General features: G+C 63.4%; 16 protein-coding genes and 1 pseudogene. 7 read left to right on the forward strand and 10 right to left on the reverse strand.

Annotated features, from left to right (window positions below):
* The 3 genes from APH35_RS14145 to APH35_RS14155 all read left to right on the forward strand — a co-directional run bounded on the left by APH35_RS14145 (position 1) and on the right by APH35_RS14155 (position 3121).
* Positions 1-1059 carry a metal-dependent hydrolase gene (locus APH35_RS14145; RefSeq protein ID WP_060515000.1) on the forward strand — a complete coding sequence of 353 codons (1059 nt, stop codon included), beginning with the start codon at positions 1-3 and terminating at the stop codon, positions 1057-1059.
* Positions 1060-1128: 69 nt separating this feature from the next.
* Complete coding sequence (locus APH35_RS14150) at positions 1129-2040, forward strand: LysR family transcriptional regulator (RefSeq protein ID WP_012272316.1); 912 nt, start codon at positions 1129-1131, stop codon at positions 2038-2040.
* 100 nt (positions 2041-2140) lie between these two features.
* Positions 2141-3121: an LLM class flavin-dependent oxidoreductase gene (locus APH35_RS14155; protein ID WP_012272315.1), complete on the forward strand. Its 981-nt coding sequence runs from the start codon at positions 2141-2143 to the stop codon at positions 3119-3121.
* Positions 3122-3255: 134 nt separating this feature from the next.
* Here APH35_RS14155 and APH35_RS14160 read toward each other — a convergent pair whose 3' ends face one another.
* The 4 genes from APH35_RS14160 to APH35_RS14175 form a co-directional block, all read right to left on the reverse strand.
* Positions 3256-4353, reverse strand: coding sequence for an alkene reductase (locus tag APH35_RS14160; RefSeq protein ID WP_060493661.1), 1098 nt, complete (start codon positions 4351-4353; stop codon positions 3256-3258).
* A gap of 95 nt (positions 4354-4448) precedes the next feature.
* Entirely contained in the window at positions 4449-5459 is a 1011-nt protein-coding gene (locus APH35_RS14165) for an aldo/keto reductase (protein WP_060493662.1), read from the reverse strand.
* Between the two features lie 72 nt (positions 5460-5531).
* Positions 5532-7052: an FAD-dependent oxidoreductase gene (locus APH35_RS14170; RefSeq protein WP_060515001.1), complete on the reverse strand. Its 1521-nt coding sequence runs from the start codon at positions 7050-7052 to the stop codon at positions 5532-5534.
* A 186-nt stretch (positions 7053-7238) separates the two neighbouring features.
* Positions 7239-8567: an MFS transporter gene (locus tag APH35_RS14175; RefSeq protein WP_012272311.1), complete on the reverse strand. Its 1329-nt coding sequence runs from the start codon at positions 8565-8567 to the stop codon at positions 7239-7241.
* Between the two features lie 163 nt (positions 8568-8730).
* Between APH35_RS14175 and APH35_RS14180 the strand changes: the two genes are divergently transcribed.
* Both APH35_RS14180 and APH35_RS14185 read left to right on the forward strand, forming a co-directional pair.
* The gene (locus tag APH35_RS14180; RefSeq protein ID WP_012272310.1) at positions 8731-9828 is read left to right on the forward strand and encodes a sugar diacid recognition domain-containing protein; all 1098 of its coding nucleotides are present in this window, start codon (positions 8731-8733) and stop codon (positions 9826-9828) included.
* A gap of 125 nt (positions 9829-9953) precedes the next feature.
* Positions 9954-11099: a glycerate kinase gene (locus APH35_RS14185; RefSeq protein ID WP_060493664.1), complete on the forward strand. Its 1146-nt coding sequence runs from the start codon at positions 9954-9956 to the stop codon at positions 11097-11099.
* Positions 11100-11105: 6 nt separating this feature from the next.
* Here APH35_RS14185 and APH35_RS14190 read toward each other — a convergent pair whose 3' ends face one another.
* A complete protein-coding gene (locus tag APH35_RS14190) occupies positions 11106-12005 on the reverse strand; it encodes a LysR family transcriptional regulator (RefSeq protein ID WP_012272308.1) in 900 nt (299 codons plus the stop codon).
* Positions 12006-12210: 205 nt separating this feature from the next.
* Between APH35_RS14190 and APH35_RS29375 the strand changes: the two are divergent.
* Positions 12211-12702 (forward strand): annotated as a pseudogene (locus APH35_RS29375) (SDR family NAD(P)-dependent oxidoreductase); the annotation flags it as partial.
* A 45-nt stretch (positions 12703-12747) separates the two neighbouring features.
* Positions 12748-13857: an SMP-30/gluconolactonase/LRE family protein gene (locus APH35_RS29380; RefSeq protein ID WP_223296415.1), complete on the forward strand. Its 1110-nt coding sequence runs from the start codon at positions 12748-12750 to the stop codon at positions 13855-13857.
* Here the strand turns inward: APH35_RS29380 and APH35_RS14200 are convergent.
* The 5 genes from APH35_RS14200 to APH35_RS14220 form a co-directional block, all read right to left on the reverse strand.
* Complete coding sequence (locus APH35_RS14200; protein WP_012272306.1) at positions 13847-14797, reverse strand: site-specific integrase; 951 nt, start codon at positions 14795-14797, stop codon at positions 13847-13849. The two genes, APH35_RS29380 and APH35_RS14200, sit on opposite strands and share 11 nt — an antisense overlap.
* A 65-nt stretch (positions 14798-14862) precedes the next feature.
* A complete protein-coding gene (locus tag APH35_RS14205; RefSeq protein WP_060515002.1) occupies positions 14863-15735 on the reverse strand; it encodes a phosphate/phosphite/phosphonate ABC transporter substrate-binding protein in 873 nt (290 codons plus the stop codon).
* On the reverse strand, positions 15723-18050 hold the full coding sequence (locus tag APH35_RS14210) for a putative bifunctional diguanylate cyclase/phosphodiesterase (protein ID WP_060493667.1): 2328 nt from the start codon (positions 18048-18050) through the stop codon (positions 15723-15725). The genes APH35_RS14205 and APH35_RS14210 overlap by 13 nt, the downstream gene beginning before the upstream one ends.
* 81 nt (positions 18051-18131) lie before the next feature.
* On the reverse strand, positions 18132-19115 hold the full coding sequence (locus APH35_RS14215) for an SCO family protein (protein WP_060515003.1): 984 nt from the start codon (positions 19113-19115) through the stop codon (positions 18132-18134).
* A 61-nt stretch (positions 19116-19176) separates the two neighbouring features.
* Positions 19177-22513: Ig-like domain-containing protein (locus APH35_RS14220; RefSeq protein ID WP_060515006.1), on the reverse strand; the 3337-nt coding region annotated here is incomplete at its 5' end.

Consider the following 22513-nt stretch of genomic DNA (forward strand, 5'->3'; position numbering starts at 1 on the left):
TTGGACTCCATCACCCAAGCCGTACTGGGCGCGGCCCTGCAAGGGACCGTGCTCGGGCGCATTCAGGGCCGCCGCTCGCTGCTGTATGGCGCCGCACTGGGTACGCTGCCAGACCTGGATGTGATCATTCGCTACGCCGACCCGGTGTCGCAGATGACTTACCATCGCGGCTTCTCCCACTCGCTGTTGGTGCTCACCGGGCTGGCCTTGCTGTTGGCCTGGCTGGTCAACAAATGCTGGCCTGGCAAGGGTTATACCTTGCCCAGGCTTTTTCTGGCGTTTTGGCTAGTGTTGGTCACCCACCCGGTACTCGATGCCTTCACGGTCTACGGCACGCAGTTGTTCTGGCCTTTGCAGACCACGCCGCAAAGCTGGGCGGCGGTGTTCATCATCGACCCGGTCTATACCTTGCCGCTGCTGGCTGGGGTGATATACGCCATCATCAAAGGGATGACCGGCCAGGCTACCCGCCTGCTGACCCTGGCATTGGCATTGAGCACCTGCTACCTGGGTTTCGGCCTGGCCGGGCGCATGGCGGCCGAGCAGCGCTTCCAGGCGGCGCTCGACCAGCAAGGTATCGTCGCGAACGAGGTACGTGCCGTGCCGATCGCATTCAACAGTTTGGTCTGGCGGGTACTGGCCAAGACGCCGAATGGCGATTACTACGAAGGCATCAGCAGCGGGTTCGACCGGCAAGTGCCTGAAATGCAGCGTTTGCCGCGCAACCTGGCGCTGGCGCAAGCATTGAAGAACGATCCTTTGCACCAGCGTTTGCGTTGGTTCACCGATGACTGGTTGCGGTACGACCAGATAGGCGACGCGCTGGTGGTCACCGACCTGCGCATGGGCATCCCCGGGAACTACACCTTCCGTTTCAACATGGCGCACCGTGATCACCAAGGGCACTGGGTGGTCGATGTACCTTCGCAGTGGAAAGGCAGCGGGCCTGGTTCGATGCTTGATGGTGATGATCTGCTGCTCATCTGGCGGCGCATTGTCTATCAGCAACCACCCCTGCCGCTGGCCAGCTGGACAGACCGCTACCTTGAAGGTCGATAGGGGCCAGCACCTTGTATTGGCTGGAATTGCACCCATCTAAGGCGGTCTCATCAGCGTCAGGATAACACCATGGAACCCAACCGCTTCGGCGACATCGCCGCCTTCGTCAGCGCCGCGAAGGCTGGCAGCTTCACCGCCGCCGCTGCCAGCCTGGGCCTGACCCGTTCAGCGGTGGGCAAGAGCATCGCGCGCCTGGAAGCACGCATGGCGGTACGCCTGCTCAATCGCACCACGCGCAAACTGAGCCTCACCGATGAAGGCCTGGTGGCGTTCGAGCGCTGGCGGCAGATTCTGGATGACCTGGACGAAGTTGAAAGCACCATGGCCCAGCGCCGTGGCAAACCCACCGGCACCCTGCGCCTGACCGCGCCGCTGTCGCTCGGCCAGCGCCATGTACTGCCGATTCTCGACCAGTACCTCAAGCAATGGCCCGAACTGCGTGCGGACATCCGTTTTACCGACCGTTTCGTCGACCTGGTGGAGGAGGGCGTGGACGTCGCCGTGCGCATAGGTGCCCCCAAGGAGGACTCGCAGTTGCTGACTCGCACGGTGGCCTGGCAGCAGTTCGTGACCTGCGCATCGCCTGCTTATCTGGAAAAACGCGGCGTACCTCAAGTGCCCGGTGACCTCTACGGCCACGACAAGATTGCCTTCCTCGCGGGCGAAAAGGCCATGCCCTGGCGCTTTCACACCGAAGCCGGCCTGCACCTGTGCGAAGACCCCGGGCGGCTGAACATAGACAGTTCCGAGGCCATGCTCGACGGCGCCCGGGCCGGTTTCGGGCTGATTCACCTGCCCACCTACATCACCGGCGACGACCTGCGCGCCGGCACCCTGGTGGAAGTACTGCATGGCTACCGGCCACCGGCAGACCCGATTCGCATCGTGTACCCGAGCAAGCGCCACTTGTCCCCTCGGGTACGCGGCTTCATCGATTTGCTGGTGGCCAGCTGGGAACCGGGCGTGCCCTGGGAATACTGATTGGGGAATGACAGGCCCCTATGCCGGGCCTGAAGCTGGGTTTATCGCTGGCGGCGGAGCATAGAAACTGTCAGCCACTGATAATCCCACTGGAGACCCCATGACTGCACTGTCCGTACTGGATCTGGTCATGATCGGCGAAGGCAAGACCTTCGCCGACGCGATCGAAGAATCCCGCCAGCTGGCGCGGCATGTCGAGCAACAGCACTACAGCCGTTACTGGATCGCCGAACACCATGACATGCCGGGCATCGGCTCGGCTGCCACTTCGCTGGTGATCAACGAAATTGCCAATGCCACCCAACACATCCGTGTCGGTGCCGGTGGCATCATGCTGCCCAACCATGCACCGTTGGTGGTGGCCGAGCAGTTCGGCACCCTCGACACCTTGCACCCAGGCCGCATCGACCTGGGCCTGGGCCGTGCGCCAGGTACTTCCGGGCCGACCGTGCGCGCCTTGCGCGGTGCCGCGCCAGAGCGTGATTTCAGCCAGGACATCGCCGAGCTGCGGGATTACCTGGCCGACAATGGTAAACGCCGAGTGCGTGGTGTGCCCGGCAGCCACGATGTGCCGGTGTGGATCCTTGGTTCCAGCCTGTTTGGCGCCGATCTAGCGGCCAAGCTGGGCCTGCCTTATGCCTTCGCCTCACACTTTGCCCCGCGTTACCTGCTGCAGGCAATTGCCCATTACCGGGCCAACTTCCAGCCTTCCGAGCAGTTGGCCAAACCCTATGTGATGGTGGGCATGAACCTGTTCGCCGCCGCCAGCGATGCCGAGGCGGACTACCTGGCCAGCTCGCACCGCAAGTGGATGCTGGACCTGCACGTCGGGCGCTTGGGCTTGTTGCCCAAACCGCAGGAGGGCTATGTCGAACGCCTGCCTGAGCATGAGCGTGCGGTACTTGAACAGGTCATGGCCTGTACGGTGGCCGGTGGGCCACAGCGGGTACGGGAAGGGCTGCGCTCGCTGATCGAACAGACCGATGCGGACGAGCTGATGATCGACTGCCGCATCCATGACCCGCTGGCGCGGCAGCGCTCGCATGCCTATGCAGCGCAGGCGCTGGCTGAACTGGCCTGAATCGCGCTGGAGCATTCGCGGGTAAACCCGCTGCCACAGGTACTGCACAGGTCCATTGTGGGAGCGGGTTCACCCGCGAAGAGGTCGGCACAGGGAACAAAAAACGGGAGCCCTCATGAGCTCCCGTTACTGCATCAAGCCTGCTTCAGGAACGGGTAATCCGTATACCCCTCAGCCCCATTGGCATAATCGAACTGCGCCCGGTGCTCATTCAACGGCGCCTGCACCCGCAGCCGCTCCACCAGGTCCGGGTTGGCAATGTAGCTGCGCCCAAACGCCACGGCATCGATCAAGCCGCGGGCGATCAGGTCTTCACCTTTCTCGGCGGTGTAGGCACCTGCTGCGATGATCACCCCTGGGTAGGCCGCGCGTATCGCCTGGCGGAATTCGTCACGCAGCGGCTTGCCGCCAGCCCAGTCCGGCTCGGACAGGTGCAGGTAGGCAAGGTTGCGCTTGGCCAGCTCGCGGATCAGATACAGACCAGCGGCTTCCTGGTCTTCGCCATTGTCCACGCCATTGAAGCCACCCAGCGGGAATACACGGATACCCACACGTTCGGCGCTCCAGCTGGCAATGGCTGCGTCCACCGCTTCAAGCACGATGCGTGCACGGTTTTCGACACTGCCGCCGTAGCGGTCTTCGCGCTGGTTGGCGCTTGGCGTCAGGAACTGATGCAACAGATAACCGTGCGCAGCGTGCAACTCGATGAAATCGAAGCCAGCCGCGCGGGCATTGACCGCTGCCTGACCGAAGTCGGCAACGATCTCGGCGATTTCCGCTTCGCCGAGCGCCCGTGGCGCCGAGGTTTCCACGCGCATCAGGTTGCCTTGCTCGTCACGCAGGGTCGTACGCGCACCGGCCGGCAGCGCCGATGGCGCCACCGGCGCTTCGCCGCCAGGTTGCAGCGAGGTGTGCGACACCCGCCCGGTGTGCCACACCTGAACGGCGCTGTGGCCGCCATCAGCATGAATACCTTGGTTGATGTGCTGCCAGGCAGCGATCTGTTCGGCGCTGTGAATGCCGGGCGAGCCGGAATAGCCCTTGGCCTGGAAGGAGATCTGCGTGGCCTCGGTGATGATCAACCCGGCGCTGGCGCGCTGGCGGTAGTACTCGGCCATCAGCGCGGTGGGTACGTCGCCCGGTTCCAGGCTGCGCAGCCGGGTGAGGGGGGCCATGAACACACGGTTGGGCAAGGTGAGTGGGCCGATTTGCAGCGGTTGCAAGAGTTTCATTGCAGCTCCAGAGGTGAAAAACCAATGGTGCGCACGATACCGAGGTGATTGGGGAAAGGGGGGACCGGGAGCCCGGCGTTGGGCTCCCCAATGGCTCAGCTACGCGCCATCCGCCCGCTCACATAATGGGCCACATCATTGAACCCCGGTGTCGACGCATGCCCAGGCGTCACCAGTGAATCGATGAAGGCTTCATCCTCTGCGGTTATCTTCACCGCCAGTGCGCCGCCGTAGGTCTCCCACTGCTCTTCGGTACGTGGCCCGACAATCGCAGAGCTCACCAGTTGGTTGTTCAACACCCAGGCAATGGCGAACTCGACAATGCCAACACCCTTGGCCTCGACATACGTTTGAATCTGCCGGGCAATGGCCAACGACTCCTGGCGCCATTCCACTTCCATGATGCGTTTGTCCTGCCGCCCTGCACGGCTCCCGGCGTCCGGTACGGCGCCCGGCGCATACTTGCCACTGAGCACGCCTCGGGCCAGCGGGCTGAAAGGCACTACGCCAAGGCCATGGGCCGCTGCGGCGGTGAGTTGCTCGGGCTCGGCCTGGCGGTTGACGATGTTGTACAGCGGCTGGCTGACCACCGGCTTGGGTATGCCCAGGCGCTCGGCAATGTGGCAAACCTCGGCAATGCGCCAACCACGGAAGTTGGACACGCCCCAGTAACGGATCTTGCCCTGGCGCAGCAAGTCGCCAACGGCCTGCACGGTTTCTTCCAGCGGCACCTTGTGGTCTTCGCGGTGCAGGTAGTAAATGTCGAGGTAATCCATGCCCATGCGGGTCAGCGTGGCCTCCAGGGCATTGAAGATGTGCTTGCGCGACAGCCCGCTGCGGTTGGGCAGGCCGTCGGCCGGGCCGAAGCCGACCTTGCTGGCGACGATCCAGTCGTGGCGATGGCGCGCCACGGCTTCACCGACGATTTCTTCCGAGCGCCCAGCGTTGTACACATCGGCGGTATCGATGAAATTGATGCCCTGGTCCCAGGCCTTGTCGATGATGCGCAAGGCGTCCTCGGTGCTGGTCTGCTCGCCGAACATCATGCTGCCCAGGGTAAGGGCGGAAACCTGCAGGCCACTGTGGCCGAGTGGGCGGTAGATCATGCGCGGGGGTCCTTTTGCAGTCGGCTGATCCACCTGTTTTACACACAACCGGGACGCATTGAAAGGCGGCCTTCAGCCAATCACCTGCAACGCCTCCTGCAGGCTCAATGGCCGCTTCATGCGTTGCGACAGCGCCGCCATGGCATCGGAGTAACCCTTGGCGATCACGGCCTCGACCCGTTCATCCACACACTGCAGGGCAATGAAATCGCCGTTCTCGGGCTCACCGACGAACTCGATCCGGTTCCAGTCCTGGGCATGGCCGAGTACTTCATAGGTGCGGCCGTGCTGGTAAGTCCAGAAGAACGGCACATCGGCATAGCGGCGTTGTTCGCCAAGCATGTTGGCGGCAGCGATCACCCCATGTTGCTGGGCCAGGCGCCAGTGCTCGATACGCACTGGCCGGCCACTGAACGGAAAGGTGGCGATATCACCTGCAGCCCACAGCCCATCGGCAGCGCGCATTTCTGCATCGACTCTCACGGATTTGTCCTCGGTCAGCGGCACACCTTGAAGGAAGCCAGTGGCCGGTTTGACGCCAGTCCCCAGCAGCACCAGGGGTGTCTGCAGCCGTTCACCGTTGGCCAACTGCACGGCTTCGACGCTGCCCTGGCCCTCGATGCGTTGAACGTCAGTGGGGCCGTGGAAAGTGACACCTTTGCGTTCATGCAGCTCACGGATGCTGCGGCCGATACGTTCACCCAACTGCCGGGCCAGTGGGGCTTCATGGCGAGTGACCACGTGTACTTGTACGCCATATTTGCGCAATGCCGAGGCGGCTTCGAGGCCAATAAAGCCGTCACCGACGATCACCACGGGTTGGCCAGGCTCGGCAGCGTCCAGCAACTGGGCGGCATCCTCCCGAGAGCGAAGGGTGAACACCCCGGGCAGATCAACACCGGCAATGTCTGGGCGCAGGGCTTTGGCGCCGGTTGCCAGCAGGCAGGCGTCATAGTCGATCTGCTGGCCATCGGCGAGCGTAAGTTGGCGTTTCTGGCTGTTCAGTGTGCGCACCTTGCCATGCTTGCGCTCCAGATGGCCCTTGCGCAGGGCGTCGGCTTCGAACAGTGCGGGCACCTCATCGGGCGCCATCTGCCCGGCAATCACGAATTTGCTCAGGGCCGTGCGGTCGTAGGCTGGCTGGCGTTCCTGATCGACCCACACCAACCGGCCAGCGAAGCCATGGGCCAGCAGGGTGGCAACCGCAGCGCTGCCGGCGGCACCGGCACCGACCACCACGAAACAGCGAGCATCGCTGTGCCTGGGCGGCTCGATCACTGGCAGTGGTTGGTCATCGACCCAAATTTCATCGTCCTTGACCCAAGCCTTGTAGCGTCGCAGGTCGGCCAGCGCAGGGGGTTCACAAACAACCCCGTCGTCTACGGCGAAAGCCGCTTTGTGCCAGGGGCAGACCAGCAGACCGCCGCAAACCACGCCTTCATCCAGAGGGGCACCTGCATGGGGGCAATTGCCTTGGTAGGCATGCACCTGATCGCCCTGGCGGATGAGGATGAGTTCTTCGTTGCCGGCCTGTACGCGCAGGGGGCGGTGTTCGTCGAGCTGGGCCAGGCGGGCCACGGCGTGCTGGGTCATGGGGCTACTCCAAAGGGGCCTTTGGAACCATTTGACGCCTGGGGTGAGGAGGAAATGCGTTGAGCTGACGATCGGTGGACAATCCGGCCTGGGCGGGCCTCGTCGCGGGTAGGCCCAACCCCACAGGATCACCTCAGTCTTTGAGGTTGTGGTATCCCTGTGGGGCCGGGTTTACCCGCCAATGCCTCAATTGGCCCGTGCAGTATTCAACGCACCCGCGCGGGTAACGCGCAAGGCCACCAGGCTACCCAGCACGATCAGCGCCGCCAGCGAATACAGCGCGGCGTCGGTGGAGCCGGTCTGGTCCTTGATGAAGCCCACCAGGTAAGGGCTGAGGAAGCCGGCCATCTGGCCCACCGAGTTGATCAACGCCAGGCCCGCGACCGCTGCACCGGCACTGAGTAACGCGGTTGGCATTGGCCAGAACATCGGCAGGCCGGTTAGCGCGCCCATGGTGGCGATCGACAGGCCAAGAATGGCGATGGTGGGGTTAGCCGCAAAGTTCACCGCAATCAACAGGCCGACGGCACCCATCAGCATCGGCACCACAAGGTGCCAGCGGCGTTCGTTGCGCAGGTCTGCCGAGCGCCCGCAAAGGATCATGAACACACCGGCCAGCAGGTACGGGATGGCACTGAGCCAGCCGATCAGCAGCGGGTTGTCGAAGCCCATGCCCTTGATGATCGATGGCAGCCAGAAGTTGATCGCGTACACGCCGCTCTGGATACAGAAGTAGACGAAGCCAAAGGTCCAGATCAGCGGGTTGGTCAACACCGCCAGCACGCTGTCACCGGTGGTGGTCGGCTTGCTGGCGGCATCGGCCTCCAGGTCGGCGGCGATCAGTTGGCGTTCGCTCGGGCTCAGCCAGGTGGCTTTCTGGTAGCCGTCACTGAGCAGGAACACCGCCAGTACGCCCAGTGCAACAGTTGGCAAGCCCTGGATCAGGAACATCCACTGCCAGCCGGCCAGGCCGTGCTGGCCGGCGGCGAAGTGCTCGAGAATCCAGCCGGAGAACGGCCCGCCGAGCAGGCCCGACACCGGGATCGCCGACATGAACAGGGCCATGATGCGCCCGCGTCGGGCCGCCGGGAACCAGCGCGAGAGGTACAGCACCACACCCGGGAAGAAGCCGGCTTCGGCGGCACCGGTGAGCAGGCGCAGGGTGTAGAACTCGGTTGGGGTGGTGACGAACAGCAGGCAGGTGGAGAGGCTGCCCCAGGCGATCATCATCAGCGCGATCCAGCGCCGTGGGCCAAAGCGGTTGAGCGCCAGGTTGCTCGGCAAACCGCACAAGACGTAGCCGATGAAGAAGATGCCAGCGCCAAGGCCGTACACCGTTTCGCTGAACTTAAGGGCGTCGAGCATCTGCAGCTTGGCAAAGCCGACGTTGACGCGGTCCAGGTAGTTGAACAGGTAGCAGATGAAAATGAACGGAATCAGCCGCAGGGTGATGCGCCGGTACAGCGCGTTGCGGGTGGTGTCCGTGCCTTGGTCAGGGGCGGGGCTGTGTGCCATGATCGGGTTCTCTGTTGTTATGGTTTTCGCCGCGTCGCCTGTTCCGGCGCTCGCCCTGACGAGTCTCGGGGACTGCGGCTAGCCTGTCTTTGTGCTTTTGCACAGTGCTCGGCCCAAGCTGCTGTGCCCGAGCCCAAAAGCCTAACACCTAAAGGACCACGCAATGTTCGAGCTCGACCATGACCTGGCGCAGGATATCGTTGACCGGGCGATGGCCATCCTGCCGTGCAACGTCAATGTCATGGACAGCCAGGGCCTGATCCTGGGCAGTGGCGAACCGGAACGCATCAACACCCGTCACGAGGGGGCACAGCTGGTGTTGGCCAACGGCCGGATCGTCGAGCTGGATACCGACGCAGCCAAATGCCTGAAGGGCGTGCAGCCGGGGGTCAACCTGCCGTTGATGCTCGATGGCCGGCTGATGGGCGTGCTGGGCCTGACCGGTGACCCGCAACAGGTGCGCACCTATGGCGAACTGGTACGCATGACCGCCGAAATGCTGCTGGCCCAGCGCAATCTACAGGCAGACCAACAGTGGCGAAGGCAGCGCTGTGACGACCTGCTGGCGCTGTTGCTGGGCGGCAGCGGTGACTCCCCGCGCTTGCTTGACGAAGCTCGCCAACTTGGCCTGAAACCCCAGCTACCGCGGGTACCGTGCCTGTTTGAAATTGCCTCGGGGTCAACGGCCGAGGCGCTGGCCGCATGGTTGACGAGCCGATACCCGGATAGCTGGTGCGTAAGCCCGGCGCGCCAGTCGTTGTTGTGGTGCCGCCCGGCAGGAGTAGCACTGGATGAGCTGCGCCTGCTGGAGCGCCTGCAACGCCATGGCTGGGAGGTCGAACGGCTGGCCCTGGGCAGTGTTGCTCAGAGCCTGGAGCAGGTACGTCGGGGTTACCGCCGGGTACGTGACCTGTTGGCCTATGGCCGCGAGGTATTGCCCACCCAACGCTTGCTTAGCCTGCAGCGTTACCGGTTGCCGGCACTGCTGTGGCGCCACCGCAACGATGACGCACTGGATGAGTTGCTGGAGCCGCTACAGCGTATTCGCAGCAAGGACGGCAGTGGCCAGTTGCTCACCACCCTACGCGCCTGGTGTGCCCATGACGGCCAGAGCCAGGCCTGTGCCGATGCCCTGGGCATTCACCGCAACAGCCTGCGCTACCGCCTGGAGCGGATTGCCGAACTGGGCGAGGTCGACCCGTTGCGTATGGAAGGGATGCTTAGCTTGTACCTGGGGCTACAGCTGTTGCCGGCAGACTGAAGCGCAAGCAGGGTGCGTCACGAAGGCATCCGCCCAAACAACCTGCCCGGCGTTTTGTGCATTTGACCGAGGCGACCCAAGCGGGCACCTGTCAGCATGCCGCTCATCAGGACAGGAGAAACCCCATGAAGATCGTCATTGCCCCCGACTCGTTCAAGGACAGCCTCGACGCTGCAGGTGTCGCCCGCGCCATCGCTGCGGGCCTTGGCCAAGTGTGGCCGGACGCTGAACGGGTCGAGTGCCCGATGGCCGACGGCGGCGAAGGCACCATGGAGGCGATCCTTGCTGCCAGCCATGGCGAACTTCGCCGTCAGGCCGTGCGCGGGCCACTGGGGCACTGCGTCGAGGCCGGTTGGGGCTGGTTGCCACAAAGTCGCACGGCGATCATCGAGATGGCCCAGGCCAGTGGCCTGCAATTGGTGCCAACCGGCCAGCGCGATGCATGCCGCAGCAGCACCTGGGGCACCGGCGAGCTGATCGCAGCGGCCCTGGCCGCTGGCGCGCAGCGGGTGGTGCTGGCCATCGGCGGCAGCGCCACCAATGACGCCGGCAGTGGCATGTTGCGCGCGCTTGGCCTGCGCCTGCTGGATGCCGACGGCCATGCGCTGGAGGAGGGCGGCCTGGCCCTGGCCAAGTTGGCACGTATCGATGCCAGCGACCTCGATCCGCGCTTGGCCGAGGTGCAATTTGAAGTGGCCGCAGACGTCGACAACCCGCTGTGCGGCGTCAACGGGGCATCGGCGATCTTCGGCCCGCAGAAGGGTGCCAGCGCGCAGCAGGTGCAGGCGCTGGACCTGGCACTGGGACATTTTGCCGACCATTGTGCACGGCTGCTGGGGGAAGATGTACGTGACTATCCGGGTTGCGGCGCCGCAGGTGGCATGGGTTTCGCCGCGCGGGCCTTCATGGGCGCGCAGTTCCGCCCAGGCGTGGAGGTGGTGGCCGAGCTGGCCGGCCTCGATGCGCTGGTACAGGGCGCGGACCTGGTGGTAACCGGCGAAGGCCGTTTCGATGCGCAGACGCTGCGCGGCAAAACCCCTATGGGGGTGGCTCGAGTGGCCAAGCGCCATGGCGTGCCGGTGGTGGTACTGGCCGGGACCTTGGGTGAGGGCTATCAGCAGTTGTATGCCCATGGGGTGGATGCTGCATTTGCCCTGGCCAGCGGGCCGATGAGCCTGGAACAGGCGTGTGCCAATGCGGCTGAATTGTTGCAGGCTCGGGCTTGCGACATTGGGCGGCTGTGGCGTAGCGCGACCCAAGGCCACGCCTAGAAAGCCTTATGCCTGCGTGTTGAACATGGCAATGAAGTTGGCCAGCGCCGGCGAAGCGTTCTGGGCGCTCCACTTCATGTACAGCCCAAGGCCTGGGGCCGGTTGATCATCGATCGGCCGGATCGGGCGAAACCGCACGCGCTCGCGCGGCGTTGAACTGGCAAACGATTCCGGCACCAGCGCCACGCCAAAACCGCAAGCCACCAGGCCAAGCAGGGTATGGATCTGCGCGGCCTCCTGTACCACCTTTGGGTAGAAACCCGCCGCCTCGCACAGGGCAACCAACTGCGCGTGATAGCCGCCGCCCAGTGCTTGCGGGGTAAAGACGAAGTCTTCCTCGGCAAACTCGCGCAGGTCGATTTCTTCGTGCTGAGCCTTCGGATGGCTTGCGGGCAGGGCCATGACGATCTGCTCGTCAAGCAGCAACCGTGCTTCAAGGGTGCCCACCGGCAGCGGCAACCTGCGCATGAAGCCGATGTCCGCCTCGCCGGCCAGCAACGCTTTGGCCTGCGAGGCCGATGGCATCTCGCGGATGGTCAGTTGCACGTTTGGATAGGTCTCGCGAAAGCTGCGCAGGCTGCTGAGCAGCGAGTCGTAATAGGCGATGGAAATGGCTGTGATGGTCAGCTTGCCGCTGACCCCCGCGGACACATTGCGGGCGTACTCGATCCCCTGTTCCAGCTCAGCCAACGTGCGGTAAGCCGTATCTAGAAAAGCTGTACCTGCCGCCGTCAGACGAACACCGCGCTTGTTGCGCAGAAACAGGCCAAAACCGAGCTTTTCCTCGAGCCGGTTGATTGCCTGGCTCAATGGCGGTTGTGCCATGTGCAGGCGCTCGGCGGCCTTGTGAAAATGCAGCTCTTCGGCCACGGCGATGAACTGCCTCAGCAAACGTGTTTCGATCATCCTGCATTCCTAACAGCACGGCGATTTGGCGGTGGTATCTGTGAGATATCAAAGTTGCATGCTTTTAATATTAAGTCATTGATTTTTTTGTTGATATCGTAAAAAGGAGAATTGAAGGTAGCCAGAAATGCCCGTTACAGACCCTTTCCACAATAAAGTTGCGGTCATTACAGGTGCCGCACAGGGCCTGGGCCTGGCCTACGCCATGGCGTTGGCCGAACGCGGCGTGCGGGTAGTGATCAGCGACCTGGGCACCGACCGTTCGGGGCAAGGGCAGGACGCCTCGGCGCTCGAGCACGCACTGGCGGCCATGCGCGCCAAGGGCTTCGCGGTGGTTGGGCACGCAGGGCAGCTGGAAAACGAGGCCGCCTGCAAGCAACTGGTCGAGCTGGCCGTCGCGCATTTCGGTGCGCTGGACATCCTCATCCACAATGCCGGTTGGGTCGACTATCAGCGTATCGAGGCCCAGGACGACGCCTTCTTGCAGCGCGCCTTGGGCATCAACGTGCAGGCACCGGTGTGGCTGGCCAAGCATGCCTGGCCACACCTCAAACGCTCCGCAGCACCGCGGATAGTGCTGACCACCTCCGACCGCGCCATGTACCAACGCTATGCCCAGCCTGGCCTGGTGGCCTATGCCGCTGGCAAGATGGCCCAGGTCGGTATCATGAACGCCCTGAGCATGGAGGGCCAGGAGCACGGCATCCTGGTCAATGCCATTTCACCGGTGGCCAAGACCCGCATGTGGGGCATCAGCCAACCGCCAGAAGAGCTGAAACCCGAGTGGGTGACGCCGGGCGTGCTGTACCTGGCCAGTGCGCTGTGCCATGACACGGGTTACATCTTGCGCGCCAGCAACGGCCAGTTCACCGCCACACGTTTCAACGAAAACAGCGGCGTCAGCTACCCCCGAGACCTGGGCCGTGTGCAGGCCAGCGACCTGGCGCAGGTGGCCGAGCGCTGGAACCGCATCAAGGAATGCAACTACGTGCCAGTCAAAGTCGCCAACACGCGCGCGGACTTGGGTGAAAGCCTGGTCTGGGATGAGCGCAGCGGCGTGTTGTACTTCGTCGATATTTCTGGCGGGCGCATCAACTGCCTGACGCCCGATGGTGAAGTCGAGAGCCTTTACGAATCAGCCGCCCGCATTGGCGCCCTGGCACTGACCGACCGGGGTAACCTGATCTTCACCGAAGATGCCAGCGTGGCCATCTTCGATGTGCCATCACGCAAGGTGTGTCAGCATTCGGCATCGGTCCATCCACGCTCGACCTACCGTTTCAACGACGGTGCCTGCGACCCGCAAGGCCGCTTCGTGACCGGGTTGATGGACGATGCCTACAGTGGCAATACCGGGGCATTGTTCCGCTTCGACGGGCAGTTGAGCGACCAGGTGATCCACGACGACATAGCGTTGCCCACTGGCATTGCCTGGTCGCAGGATGGCCACACGGTGTACTTCGTCGATTCGGCGGCGCGTGCGATCTACCGTGCCGAGTACCTCGTCGAGGGCCGGCTGGGCGAGGTTACGCTGTTTGCCGAAACGCCCGCCGAACTGGGGCGGCCGGATGGCTTGGCGCTGGACCGCGACGGTGGGTTGTGGGTGTGCCAGTACCATGGCAGTTGCCTGCTGCACTACGATCGTCACGGCCACCTGACCGACCAGGTGTTGATGCCGGTGCCGTGCCCCACCAGTTGCTGCTTTGGCGGCCCGGGGATGAACACCTTGTACATCAGCACCGCGCGCTTCGACATGAGCCCCGAAGACCTGCACCACTATCCCGATGCTGGCGACCTGTATGCCATACGCCCGGAAACGGGCGGCGTGGCCCGGCACAGCTTCAAGGAATAAGCCGTTGCGCCTGACTGGTCGGTAGCACGGCCAGTTCGCCAAAGCGCTGCGCCGCGTCGATGTAGCGCAGCGCCGACTTGGCGTCTTTCCAGCCCACGTAGCTCATCAACGACTTCAATTCCCAGCCATTGGCGGTTGCCCAAGTGGCGAAGCCACGCCGCAGCGAATGGCCGGTATACAGCGCCGCCGGTACCCCGGCACGCTCCAGCATGCGCCGCAGCAGGCCGACCAGGCTGTTGCTGTTGAGCGCGCTGTCGCCAAGGTTGCCCCAGCGGTCGAGCTTGCGAAACACCGGCCCATGGGCAATGCCGGCGACTTCCAGCCATTGCAGGTAGGCCGTGACCGGGCACAAGGCTTTGAGGGCAGGGGTACGATGTTGCACACCCAAGGCTTCGCGGTCGCCCTTGCTGCGTGGCAGGAACAGCGTGATGCCGACACCGGCCTCGGCCTGGATGTGCTCGATGCGCAGGCGTGCCAGTTCATCACCGCGAAAACCGCGCCAGAACCCCAGCAACAGCAACGCGCTGTCACGACGTGCCCGGCGCAGGGCGGCCAGGTCGTGGTGTTCACGGGCCTGGCGGGCTTCTTCTTCAAAACACGTCACGGCGGTTTGCAAATGTTGCAGCAACAGCGGGGCAGCCTGTTTGGGGGGTGTCGGGTGCAGGGTGCGGATGCCGCGCAGCACCTGACGCACCAGCGGCGCCTTGGTTGGGTCGGGGAAGCCTTGGGCGACGTGCCATTGGCTGAGCGCGGCCAGGCGTTGGCGCAGGGTGCTGACCGCATGCTGGTCGGCGTGGTCAACCAGGTAGCGGGCGATGCTCTCGGCGGTGGCCGGGAGAAAACCGCCCCAGTGGCTTTCGAAGTGCTCGATGGCGGCCTGGTAGCTGCGCCGGGTGTTGTCACGGGTGGCGGCGCGAAGGTAGCGCTCGATATCGGTCATGGTGCGGGTGTCGATGGGTAGTGGAGCACACCATAACGCGTATCAAGGGATATTGCATGCCAGGGTCAGCGCGGCAGCGCGGCATCCATCATCCGCTGCAGCGGCGCATATTCGGCTTGGCTGACTGGCACCAGCCCACTGGCATCCTGCGATTGCACGAACGCCGCCAGGGCCTGCGGGTCTTCGAGCATGGCGTGGCGAATACGCGCCCTCAGCGCCGGGCACAGGCTGGCACTGAACACGTATGGGTCGTAGTAGATCGGCCGCGAGCGCCACAGTGCCTTGAGCCGTGTCGGCGCCATGGCGTGCCGGGCCAGGTAGGCATCGGTGCGCTCGCTGGCAACGAACGCCGCATCCACTCGGCCCTCCAGCAGGGCTTCCAATGCCTTGTCGTGATTACCGGCATACACCAATGCGCCAAAGAACCGCGACAAGGGCATGCCTACCCGGGCGGCGAATTCGACGCTGGGCACCAGGCTGCCCGAAGTGCTAGCCGGGTCGGTCAGGGCCACACGCTTGCCCCGTAGGGCCTCGATGTCTTCTGGCTTGTCGTCACGGGTCAACAACAGTGCCTGATAATGGTTGCCCGCCGGGGTGTACGGGCCGGCACTCAAGGTAAAGGTGGCAAACGGCTCGATACGCGGGTCGCGACGGTGTGCCAGCACATACGAAGCCGGGCCGAGCCGGGCGATGTCCGCGCCCCCCGACACAATGGCATCCACCACGCTTTCGTAGGAGGCCGCGATCACCAGTTCCACCGGCACCCCAGCCGCCTGACTCAGGCGCTGCAACAGTGGCTGGTGCTCACGGGTCATGTCTTCGGCGCTTTTGATCGGGATAACGGCCAGGCGCAGGCTGTGCGGGGTGCAATCGGCCAACGCGACATTGGCTGACAGGTTGAGCGCCATCAGGCATACCAGTGTTTTCAGTACACGCATGCCTTGTCCTCGACGCCGTTGAAGGGCGGGTAATCGCATAACTGTGCCGGCGACAGCGGTCGGCTGAAGTGATAGCCCTGGGCGATATCGCAGCCGGCAAGCTTCAGGTACACCACCTGCTCACGGGTTTCGACACCCTCGGCCACCACTTCCAGGCCCAGGCGTTTGGCCAGGATGATGGTGGAGGACACGATAGGGCTGTCGTCATGGCTGTTGGACAGTGCCGCAATCAGCGACCGGTCGATCTTCAGCTTGCTTAGCGGCAGCGAGTGCAGGTGGGCAAAACCAGCGTAACCGCGGCCGAAATCGTCCAGGCTGATGCCCAGGCCCGCACCGCGCAGGGTGTGCAGATGGGTCACCGCCGTGCCTTCGGGGTCGAGGATGGTGGTTTCGGTAATTTCCAGCTCCAACTGCTGTGGCGCGATGCCGTGATGCTGCAATTGGCTCAGCAGGCGGGCAGCGAAGTCGCCTTGGCGCAACTGCAGCGCGGATACATTGACTGCCAGCCGAGTTTCCCGGCCCTGGGCATCCCAGCTCGACAACGCTTCACAGGCCAGGCGCAGCACCTCCCAGCCCAGTTCGACGATGAAACCACTGCGCTCGGCCAGGTCGATGAAGCGGTCCGGGTACAGCAAGCCGAACTCTGGGTGGTCCCAGCGCACAAGGGCTTCGTAGCCCAATACCTGCTGGGTGTCGAGGCGAATCTGTGGCTGGTAGTGCAGCACGAACTGACGTTCGGCCAGGGCACTGCCGAATGCCTGCTCGAGGGTGAAGGCCTGGATGTCGGCCAGGTTCAGCGAAGGGTCGAAGAAGCGGTATTGCGCACGCCCGGCCTGCTTGGCCGAATACATCGCGGCGTCGGCGCTGCGGATAAGGCTGTCGATATCCTGGCCATCGCGTGGGCAAATGCTCACCCCAACGCTTGGGCTGGTGTTGACCTCCTGACCATCCAGGGCGTAAGTGGCTGACAGTTTTTGTACCAGTTCGCGAACCCAGGCGTTGATCTGCTCTTCGCTGCGCTCGCCGGCCAACAGCACTACGAATTCGTCGCCGCCAAAGCGCGAAGCCTCGTCACCGGGTTCCAGCAGCCGCTGAATGCGCCCGGCCACAGCTTGTAGCAGCAGGTCGCCAATCTTGTGCCCCAGCGAATCGTTGATCGACTTGAAGCGGTCCATGTCGATGAACAGGATCGCCATCAGCCGGCGCTTGCCACGCTGTCGCGTCAGCGCCTGGCCGGCCACCTCGACGAACTGGCGGCGGTTGTGCAGGCCACTCAGGTGGTCGGTGGCGGCGGCATGGCTGCTGCGCCGGTGTTCGTCCTCGAGGCGCCCGATCAGTTGCTGGTTGACCTGCTGGGCATGTTCCAGCGCATCGAATGCCTCCTGGCGTTTACGCAGCAGGCGCAAGGTCCATAGCAGGCTGGCAAGAATCATCAGTGTCATGCTCAGGTTCAACCAGAACTGCCGGGAATAGGCCAGCGCCGAGGGGGCGAGGATTTCATCCTGGCGCTGGCTGACCACCACACTGAAGCCGCGCTCAGGTACATGGCGGTACAGGCTTTGGTAAGCGTCGCCCGCCACGTACTGGGTCATCATGCCCGCTTCAGTGTCAGTGCCAGGCAGCTCGGGCTGCAATGAATCGCCAGCCACCACCACGCCGCTGGTATCGATGCGCAGCCGCTCCAGGCCGTCTTCCTGCAGCAGGCGCACCAGGCCGCTGCTGCCCAGGTCGATATGCTGGAACAGCACTGCCAGGTAGCCAATATCCAGTTGCACGACCAGGATGTTGTCGATTTCTCGGCCGGCCGGGTCGGTCAGCGGCAGCAGAAAGGGCAAGCGCCAAGTGGGCAGGGCGGTGGGTTGGCCGGGGGGCTGAATGCTTGGCAGGAAGGGTTTGAAACCGTAGCGACCTGCATGGCGCCGCAACTGGCGCAACCAATCGGCAGGTAACTCGGCGACCTCGTCGGCATGGCTGGCCGACAGCAGCCGGCCTTGCCGATCGTACAGGCTCATGCGCTTGAACACCGGGTCTTCAGCCAGGATACGCGCCAGGCTGAAGTTACCTTGACGCAGCACTTTCATGTCGTCCTGGGTAACCCGGCCCACCGCTTGGGCACGGTCAACCAGCTGGCGCAGGCTTTCGCCGACAATACTGGCCAGGTTCAGGTGTTCGGCGGCCTTGGCCGACAACGCATCCTGGCGGGCGGCGGCTTTCTGCGTAACGTGCAACCCCCAGAGAAAGGCCAGGGTCGCTGCACAGAGCATCAGGATCAGCAGCCGCAAAAGGCTGGAAGAGGAAAGCGAACGGCGTATCACTGCTGATAGTTCCCGACCCTGGGTGATGTTCGGAAAATACGACAGTAAGATGACAACCTAATGACTGATGGCCAATCGCCTTTAGGGGTTTTCCCTATTCGCCACGGGTGTCTGCAGACGTGCGGTTTCTTCTTCGAAGTAGCTCATCAATGCGCTGACTTCGGCATCGCCGAGGCGCATGTTGGGCATGGCCAAGCGGTTGTATTGCTCATACAGCAGCATGGCCAGCGGGTCTTTCTCGGCCAGCATCTGGTCGGGCTCCTTCAGCCAGCGGGTCAGCCAGTTGGCGTCACGCTGACGCGTCACGCCCAGCAGGTCGGGGCCGATGCCTGGCTGGCCTGGCTCGATGTTGCCCAAGGTGTGGCAGGACGAGCAGCGGGTGCGGAAGATCTGCTCGCCACTGCTGGGCGGACGCACCTGCGGGGCCTGGGCATAGTCATTGGCCAGGGCGCTGGCCTGCTTCCAGTTGTGCAGGCTGTTGCCCAGACGGTCGGCGAGGATATACGGGCTTTCGAAGGGCGAAGCCTTCATCCAGCGGCCAGTGGCCTGGTTACCGATGATCAAGCTCAGGTTGTGGTCTTTGGAGCGGCCGTTTTCCAGGCCATCGATCCACAGCCCCAGGCTGCGGCGCAGTTGCTCGATATCGTCGGGTTCGCCGGTCAGCAGCGTCCAGCCAGGGCCTATGCCGAACTTTTCGGCATAGCGTTTGAGGGTGGCGGGAGTGTCGTTGTAGGGGTCGATGCTGATGGAATAGAGGAAGATATCCTTGCCGACACGGTCACCGAGGATTTTCTGTACCTGCCGCAGGCGGGCGGTTTCCACCGGGCAGGAATCGGAACAGCCGGTGAAGATGAAGTTGATGGCGACCACCTTGTCCCTGATCAGGTCGTCGAAGAAATGCACTTTTTCGCCGTCCTGGGTCAGCAGGGGTATGTTGGGGAAATAGCTGGCACCCCAGGGCGTGGCGGCTTCTTCAGCTACCGGTTGTGGCGGCTGCAGTGGCCAAAATGGAATGCTGGCGGCGAACAGCGCGAGTACCAGCAGGAAACGCCATGAGCCGTGCATGATGCGATCCTCGTTGCTTGGTTGAAGTGGGGCCGCACAGCGGCCCCGTTTCACGCGTCGGTTACTTGATGCTGATCGGCACCGTCACACTTTGCCCCAGGGCCGATTTCACGGTCACCGTTGCCGGCATTGCCGGGCCCGTGCCGGTGGTGGTCACCGACAGTTTCCAGCGAGCACCGGAGGTGGCGACCGTCAGCGTGGCATTGCCCAGATTCAGTGGGCCGCTGGTAGACGCTGCAGTCACACTGATGCTGTTGCCGGTCGCCACCGAAGTCGTGCCCGCCACGTCCCAGGTGTAGCGGTTGCCACTGCGCACCTGCACCGTGGCACTGGTGACCTGGACCTGGTCGACCGCGGCTGCCGGGCTCACGGCAATGCTGACGGTGGCCGGGGTTACCGACTCGGCACCCTTGGCATCACGCGCGGTGTAATTGAAGCTGGCAGTGAACGGCGTCTCGACCGTGGCCGGTGGGGTATAGGTCACCGTGGTGCCATCCGTGCTGACGGTGCCCTGGCCAGAGTCCGGTTGGCTGAGGCCGGTCACGGTCAGCGGTACGTTGCCGTCCGGGTCGGTGTCATTGGCCAGCACGTTCAGGGTGATCGGTTTGCCAGCGGTCGTTGCAGCACTGTCGTTAGCCGCCACAGGTGGTTTGTTGGCCGGGTCGTCGTTGTCGTCATGGCCTTTGGTGCGGAAGGTCGGCAGGCCAACCGACGCCATGTATTGCACGCCATCCCACCCTGGCAGCGGTGTCGGCATCACCTGGAACTGCCCTGGGTGTTCAATGTCCCAGCGCAATAGCATCGACGAGTCTTCATGCTGGGTGTTGTGGCAGTGCTCCATGTAGGTACCGGCGAATTCGCGGAAGCGGATGGCCATTTCCACCTCTTCCGAAGAATCGGCATCCGGCCCGATACGGTATACGTCCTTGCGTGCCCATTTTTCCCATTCTGGCGGGGCCTTGCCGTCACGGCTAAGAATCACGCCTTCCTCGAAGTGCACGTGTACCGGGTGGCTCCAGCCATTACCGCCGTTCTTGATCTTCCACACTTCCAGGGTGCCGTCGCCACTGAAGCCGCCGTCGGTGGACTGGTTGGCCAGTTGCGGTGCCGCACTGATGCGCCGTGGGTCCATGCTGTAGCCAAAGCCACCGTCGGTCTTGATGGTCCAGGGGGTGGTGTCGGTGCCATCGGAGCGGCCAAAGATGAACTCACGGTGGCGGGCATCCTTGATCTTGGCCAGGTCGGTAGCCGAGTTGCGATCAATGGGCAGCGGCAGCATTTTCAGGCCTGCAGCTTTGCCTGGCTTGGCTGGCTCGTAAGCCACCGGGTCCATGCTCAGGTCCTGGCCGGTGTATGGCTGCACCAACAGTTGCAGGAACTTGCCGACCGCTGGGTCGCCTTTATCCCACTGTGGGCCTTTGCTGGTCTGCTTGATCACCGCCTTGTATTTTTCCGACAGTACGTCGGCCAGCGAAATGGTGCCTTCCGGGCCCTTGCCCGTGCGGTGCTCTTCCAGGTTGACGAAGTACAGCTTGTCGCCCGCCTTGATGCCGTTCTTGGCGAAGTTGATGATGATGTCGTAGCGCTCGGCGATGCCTTGCAGCGGCAGAATGCCGTTGTTGTCCTGCAGGTTGCCGTCACCGTTGAGGTCCAGGGTGCCGTCGAACGGCACGGCGTGCTCCATGATGTTGCCGTCGTTGGCGATCATGTGGAACGGCACTCGGGCATACGATACGTTGGAGCCGGAAGGGCCTTTGAACTCGCCACTGGTGCCGGCAATTTCCCGCACCACGGCAAACTTGAAGTAGCGCGACACCGAGCCGTTGAGGATACGGAAGCGGTAGCTGCGTGCACGCACCTTGAGTTTGGGCTGGTACTGCCAGTTGACCAGGATCTGATCACCCAGGAAGCCGTCGGTGTTGAACGGGTTGAACCACAGTTGGCCGTTGGCATCCCAGGCCTTGTCGGCTATCACCAGGTTGACGTCGTAGTCACGGTTACCCCACGGCATGCCCGAACCGCTGGGGAAGCGCAGGTTGACGCCGTCCTGCAGGGCTTCGTTGCCACGGTCCAGGGCGCTGTAGTAGTTCATCATCACGGCGTTGCCTTTGTAGACGTTCTGCGCCGTGAAATCCATCATGTGGTCGTGGAACCAGTGGGTGCTCATGGTTTCACGCCAGTCGCCGCGAATCTTGATGCTGCCGTTCTGGCAGGTTTTCAGGCCCGGTGTGCCGTCGTTGACGAACAGGGTTTCGCCCGGCGAGCAGGGGAAGGCCGCACGCGGGTCCTGGGCACGGGTGTTGATGGTGTCGTAGCCGGCCAGTTGCACCGGCCAACGGTAGTCGTAGTACTGGCCGGGGAAGAAGTAGGCGTTGGCGAAACCATCGCTTTCGGCCGGGGAATGGCCGTTGTGCTCGTGGGTCGAGATGGTGTGCAGGCCAAAACCGCCGTTGGCCGACGGGTCGATCGGCAGGGCATTGTAGTGGCGCATCAGGATCGGCTGGCCGTAGCGCACCATCAGCAGCTTGGGCGGGAAGGTGCCGTCGAAGGTCCACAGCGACTTGTGGTTCTGCAGCGGGAAGTTCGGGTGGAAGCGGGTATCGATACCCTTGGTGGTGCCCAGCGTGGTCGGGATATCGGAGGTCTGGTAGTACAGGCCACCTGGGGCAAATTCACCGACTGCGTAGTTGTGCATTTGCCTGCGATCGCGCAGGCCAAGGTTGATGCGCGCGCCAGCCTGTGCGGTCTTGAATGCCGCCTGCGGATAAAACTCGTTCCAGCGCTGGTGCGACCAGCCTTTTCCTGGTGGACGGCCTTCGGCGGGCGAACCGACCGGGTGGCGGTTGAGGAACATCTCGATCTGTGCTTTCCACGGGTTTCGATCAAGCACGTTGGAGAACTGGGTCGGGAACGGGTACAGGCCCGGTTGCTTGAGGAAAGCTTCCAGTGCTGTGCCACTGGGGCCGCTGCGGGCCACTACGTTGGGGTCTTGAGCCGGGGCCGCGCCCAAGGTGGGCACCGGGAAGGTCAGGTCTGGCGGCGGCAGTGTCGGGTCGAGTTTTTCCGGGCCGAACTCTTCGAAAAGCAGCAGTTGCTGGGTGAAGGGTTGCGCACCGAACAACGGGCTGGGCTTGCCGTTGGTGGGGTACCTGTCCGAGGTTTGCAAGGCGGGTGGCAGCACGTTGTCGGTACGCACCGTATCGCGGTTGCCGTACACGCCATCGGTCAGCTCCAGCGAGCCTTCGTTGGCTTCTGGCAAGGTGCTCAGGTTGAGCAAGGCCGGGGTCGGGTCGTCCGGCTGGTCGGTGTAGGCCGAGGGGTCCGTCGGCGGTGGCGGGCTGTTGTCGTCCAGCGGGCTCGCCATGGCCGTGCTCAGCCCAAGGCTGAGCATCAGCGCG

It is taken from the genome of Pseudomonas sp. NBRC 111132 (assembly GCF_001320565.1).
Classification (GTDB): domain Bacteria; phylum Pseudomonadota; class Gammaproteobacteria; order Pseudomonadales; family Pseudomonadaceae; genus Aquipseudomonas; species Aquipseudomonas putida_P.

What these genes read in the sequence shown, in the direction of transcription:
- APH35_RS14215 (WP_060515003.1), bottom strand. Translation starts at nt 19,115, where the DNA reads ATGCACGGCTCATGGCGTTTCCTGCTGGTACTCGCGCTGTTCGCCGCC.
- APH35_RS14170 (WP_060515001.1), bottom strand. Translation starts at nt 7,052, where the DNA reads ATGACCCAGCACGCCGTGGCCCGCCTGGCCCAGCTCGACGAACACCGC.
- APH35_RS14205 (WP_060515002.1), bottom strand. Translation starts at nt 15,735, where the DNA reads ATGCGTGTACTGAAAACACTGGTATGCCTGATGGCGCTCAACCTGTCA.
- APH35_RS14185 (WP_060493664.1), top strand. Translation starts at nt 9,954, where the DNA reads ATGAAGATCGTCATTGCCCCCGACTCGTTCAAGGACAGCCTCGACGCT.
- APH35_RS14150 (WP_012272316.1), top strand. Translation starts at nt 1,129, where the DNA reads ATGGAACCCAACCGCTTCGGCGACATCGCCGCCTTCGTCAGCGCCGCG.
- APH35_RS14175 (WP_012272311.1), bottom strand. Translation starts at nt 8,567, where the DNA reads ATGGCACACAGCCCCGCCCCTGACCAAGGCACGGACACCACCCGCAAC.
- APH35_RS29380 (WP_223296415.1), top strand. Translation starts at nt 12,748, where the DNA reads ATGTGGGGCATCAGCCAACCGCCAGAAGAGCTGAAACCCGAGTGGGTG.
- APH35_RS14160 (WP_060493661.1), bottom strand. Translation starts at nt 4,353, where the DNA reads ATGAAACTCTTGCAACCGCTGCAAATCGGCCCACTCACCTTGCCCAAC.
- APH35_RS14165 (WP_060493662.1), bottom strand. Translation starts at nt 5,459, where the DNA reads ATGATCTACCGCCCACTCGGCCACAGTGGCCTGCAGGTTTCCGCCCTT.
- APH35_RS14190 (WP_012272308.1), bottom strand. Translation starts at nt 12,005, where the DNA reads ATGATCGAAACACGTTTGCTGAGGCAGTTCATCGCCGTGGCCGAAGAG.
- APH35_RS14200 (WP_012272306.1), bottom strand. Translation starts at nt 14,797, where the DNA reads ATGACCGATATCGAGCGCTACCTTCGCGCCGCCACCCGTGACAACACC.
- APH35_RS14155 (WP_012272315.1), top strand. Translation starts at nt 2,141, where the DNA reads ATGACTGCACTGTCCGTACTGGATCTGGTCATGATCGGCGAAGGCAAG.
- APH35_RS14180 (WP_012272310.1), top strand. Translation starts at nt 8,731, where the DNA reads ATGTTCGAGCTCGACCATGACCTGGCGCAGGATATCGTTGACCGGGCG.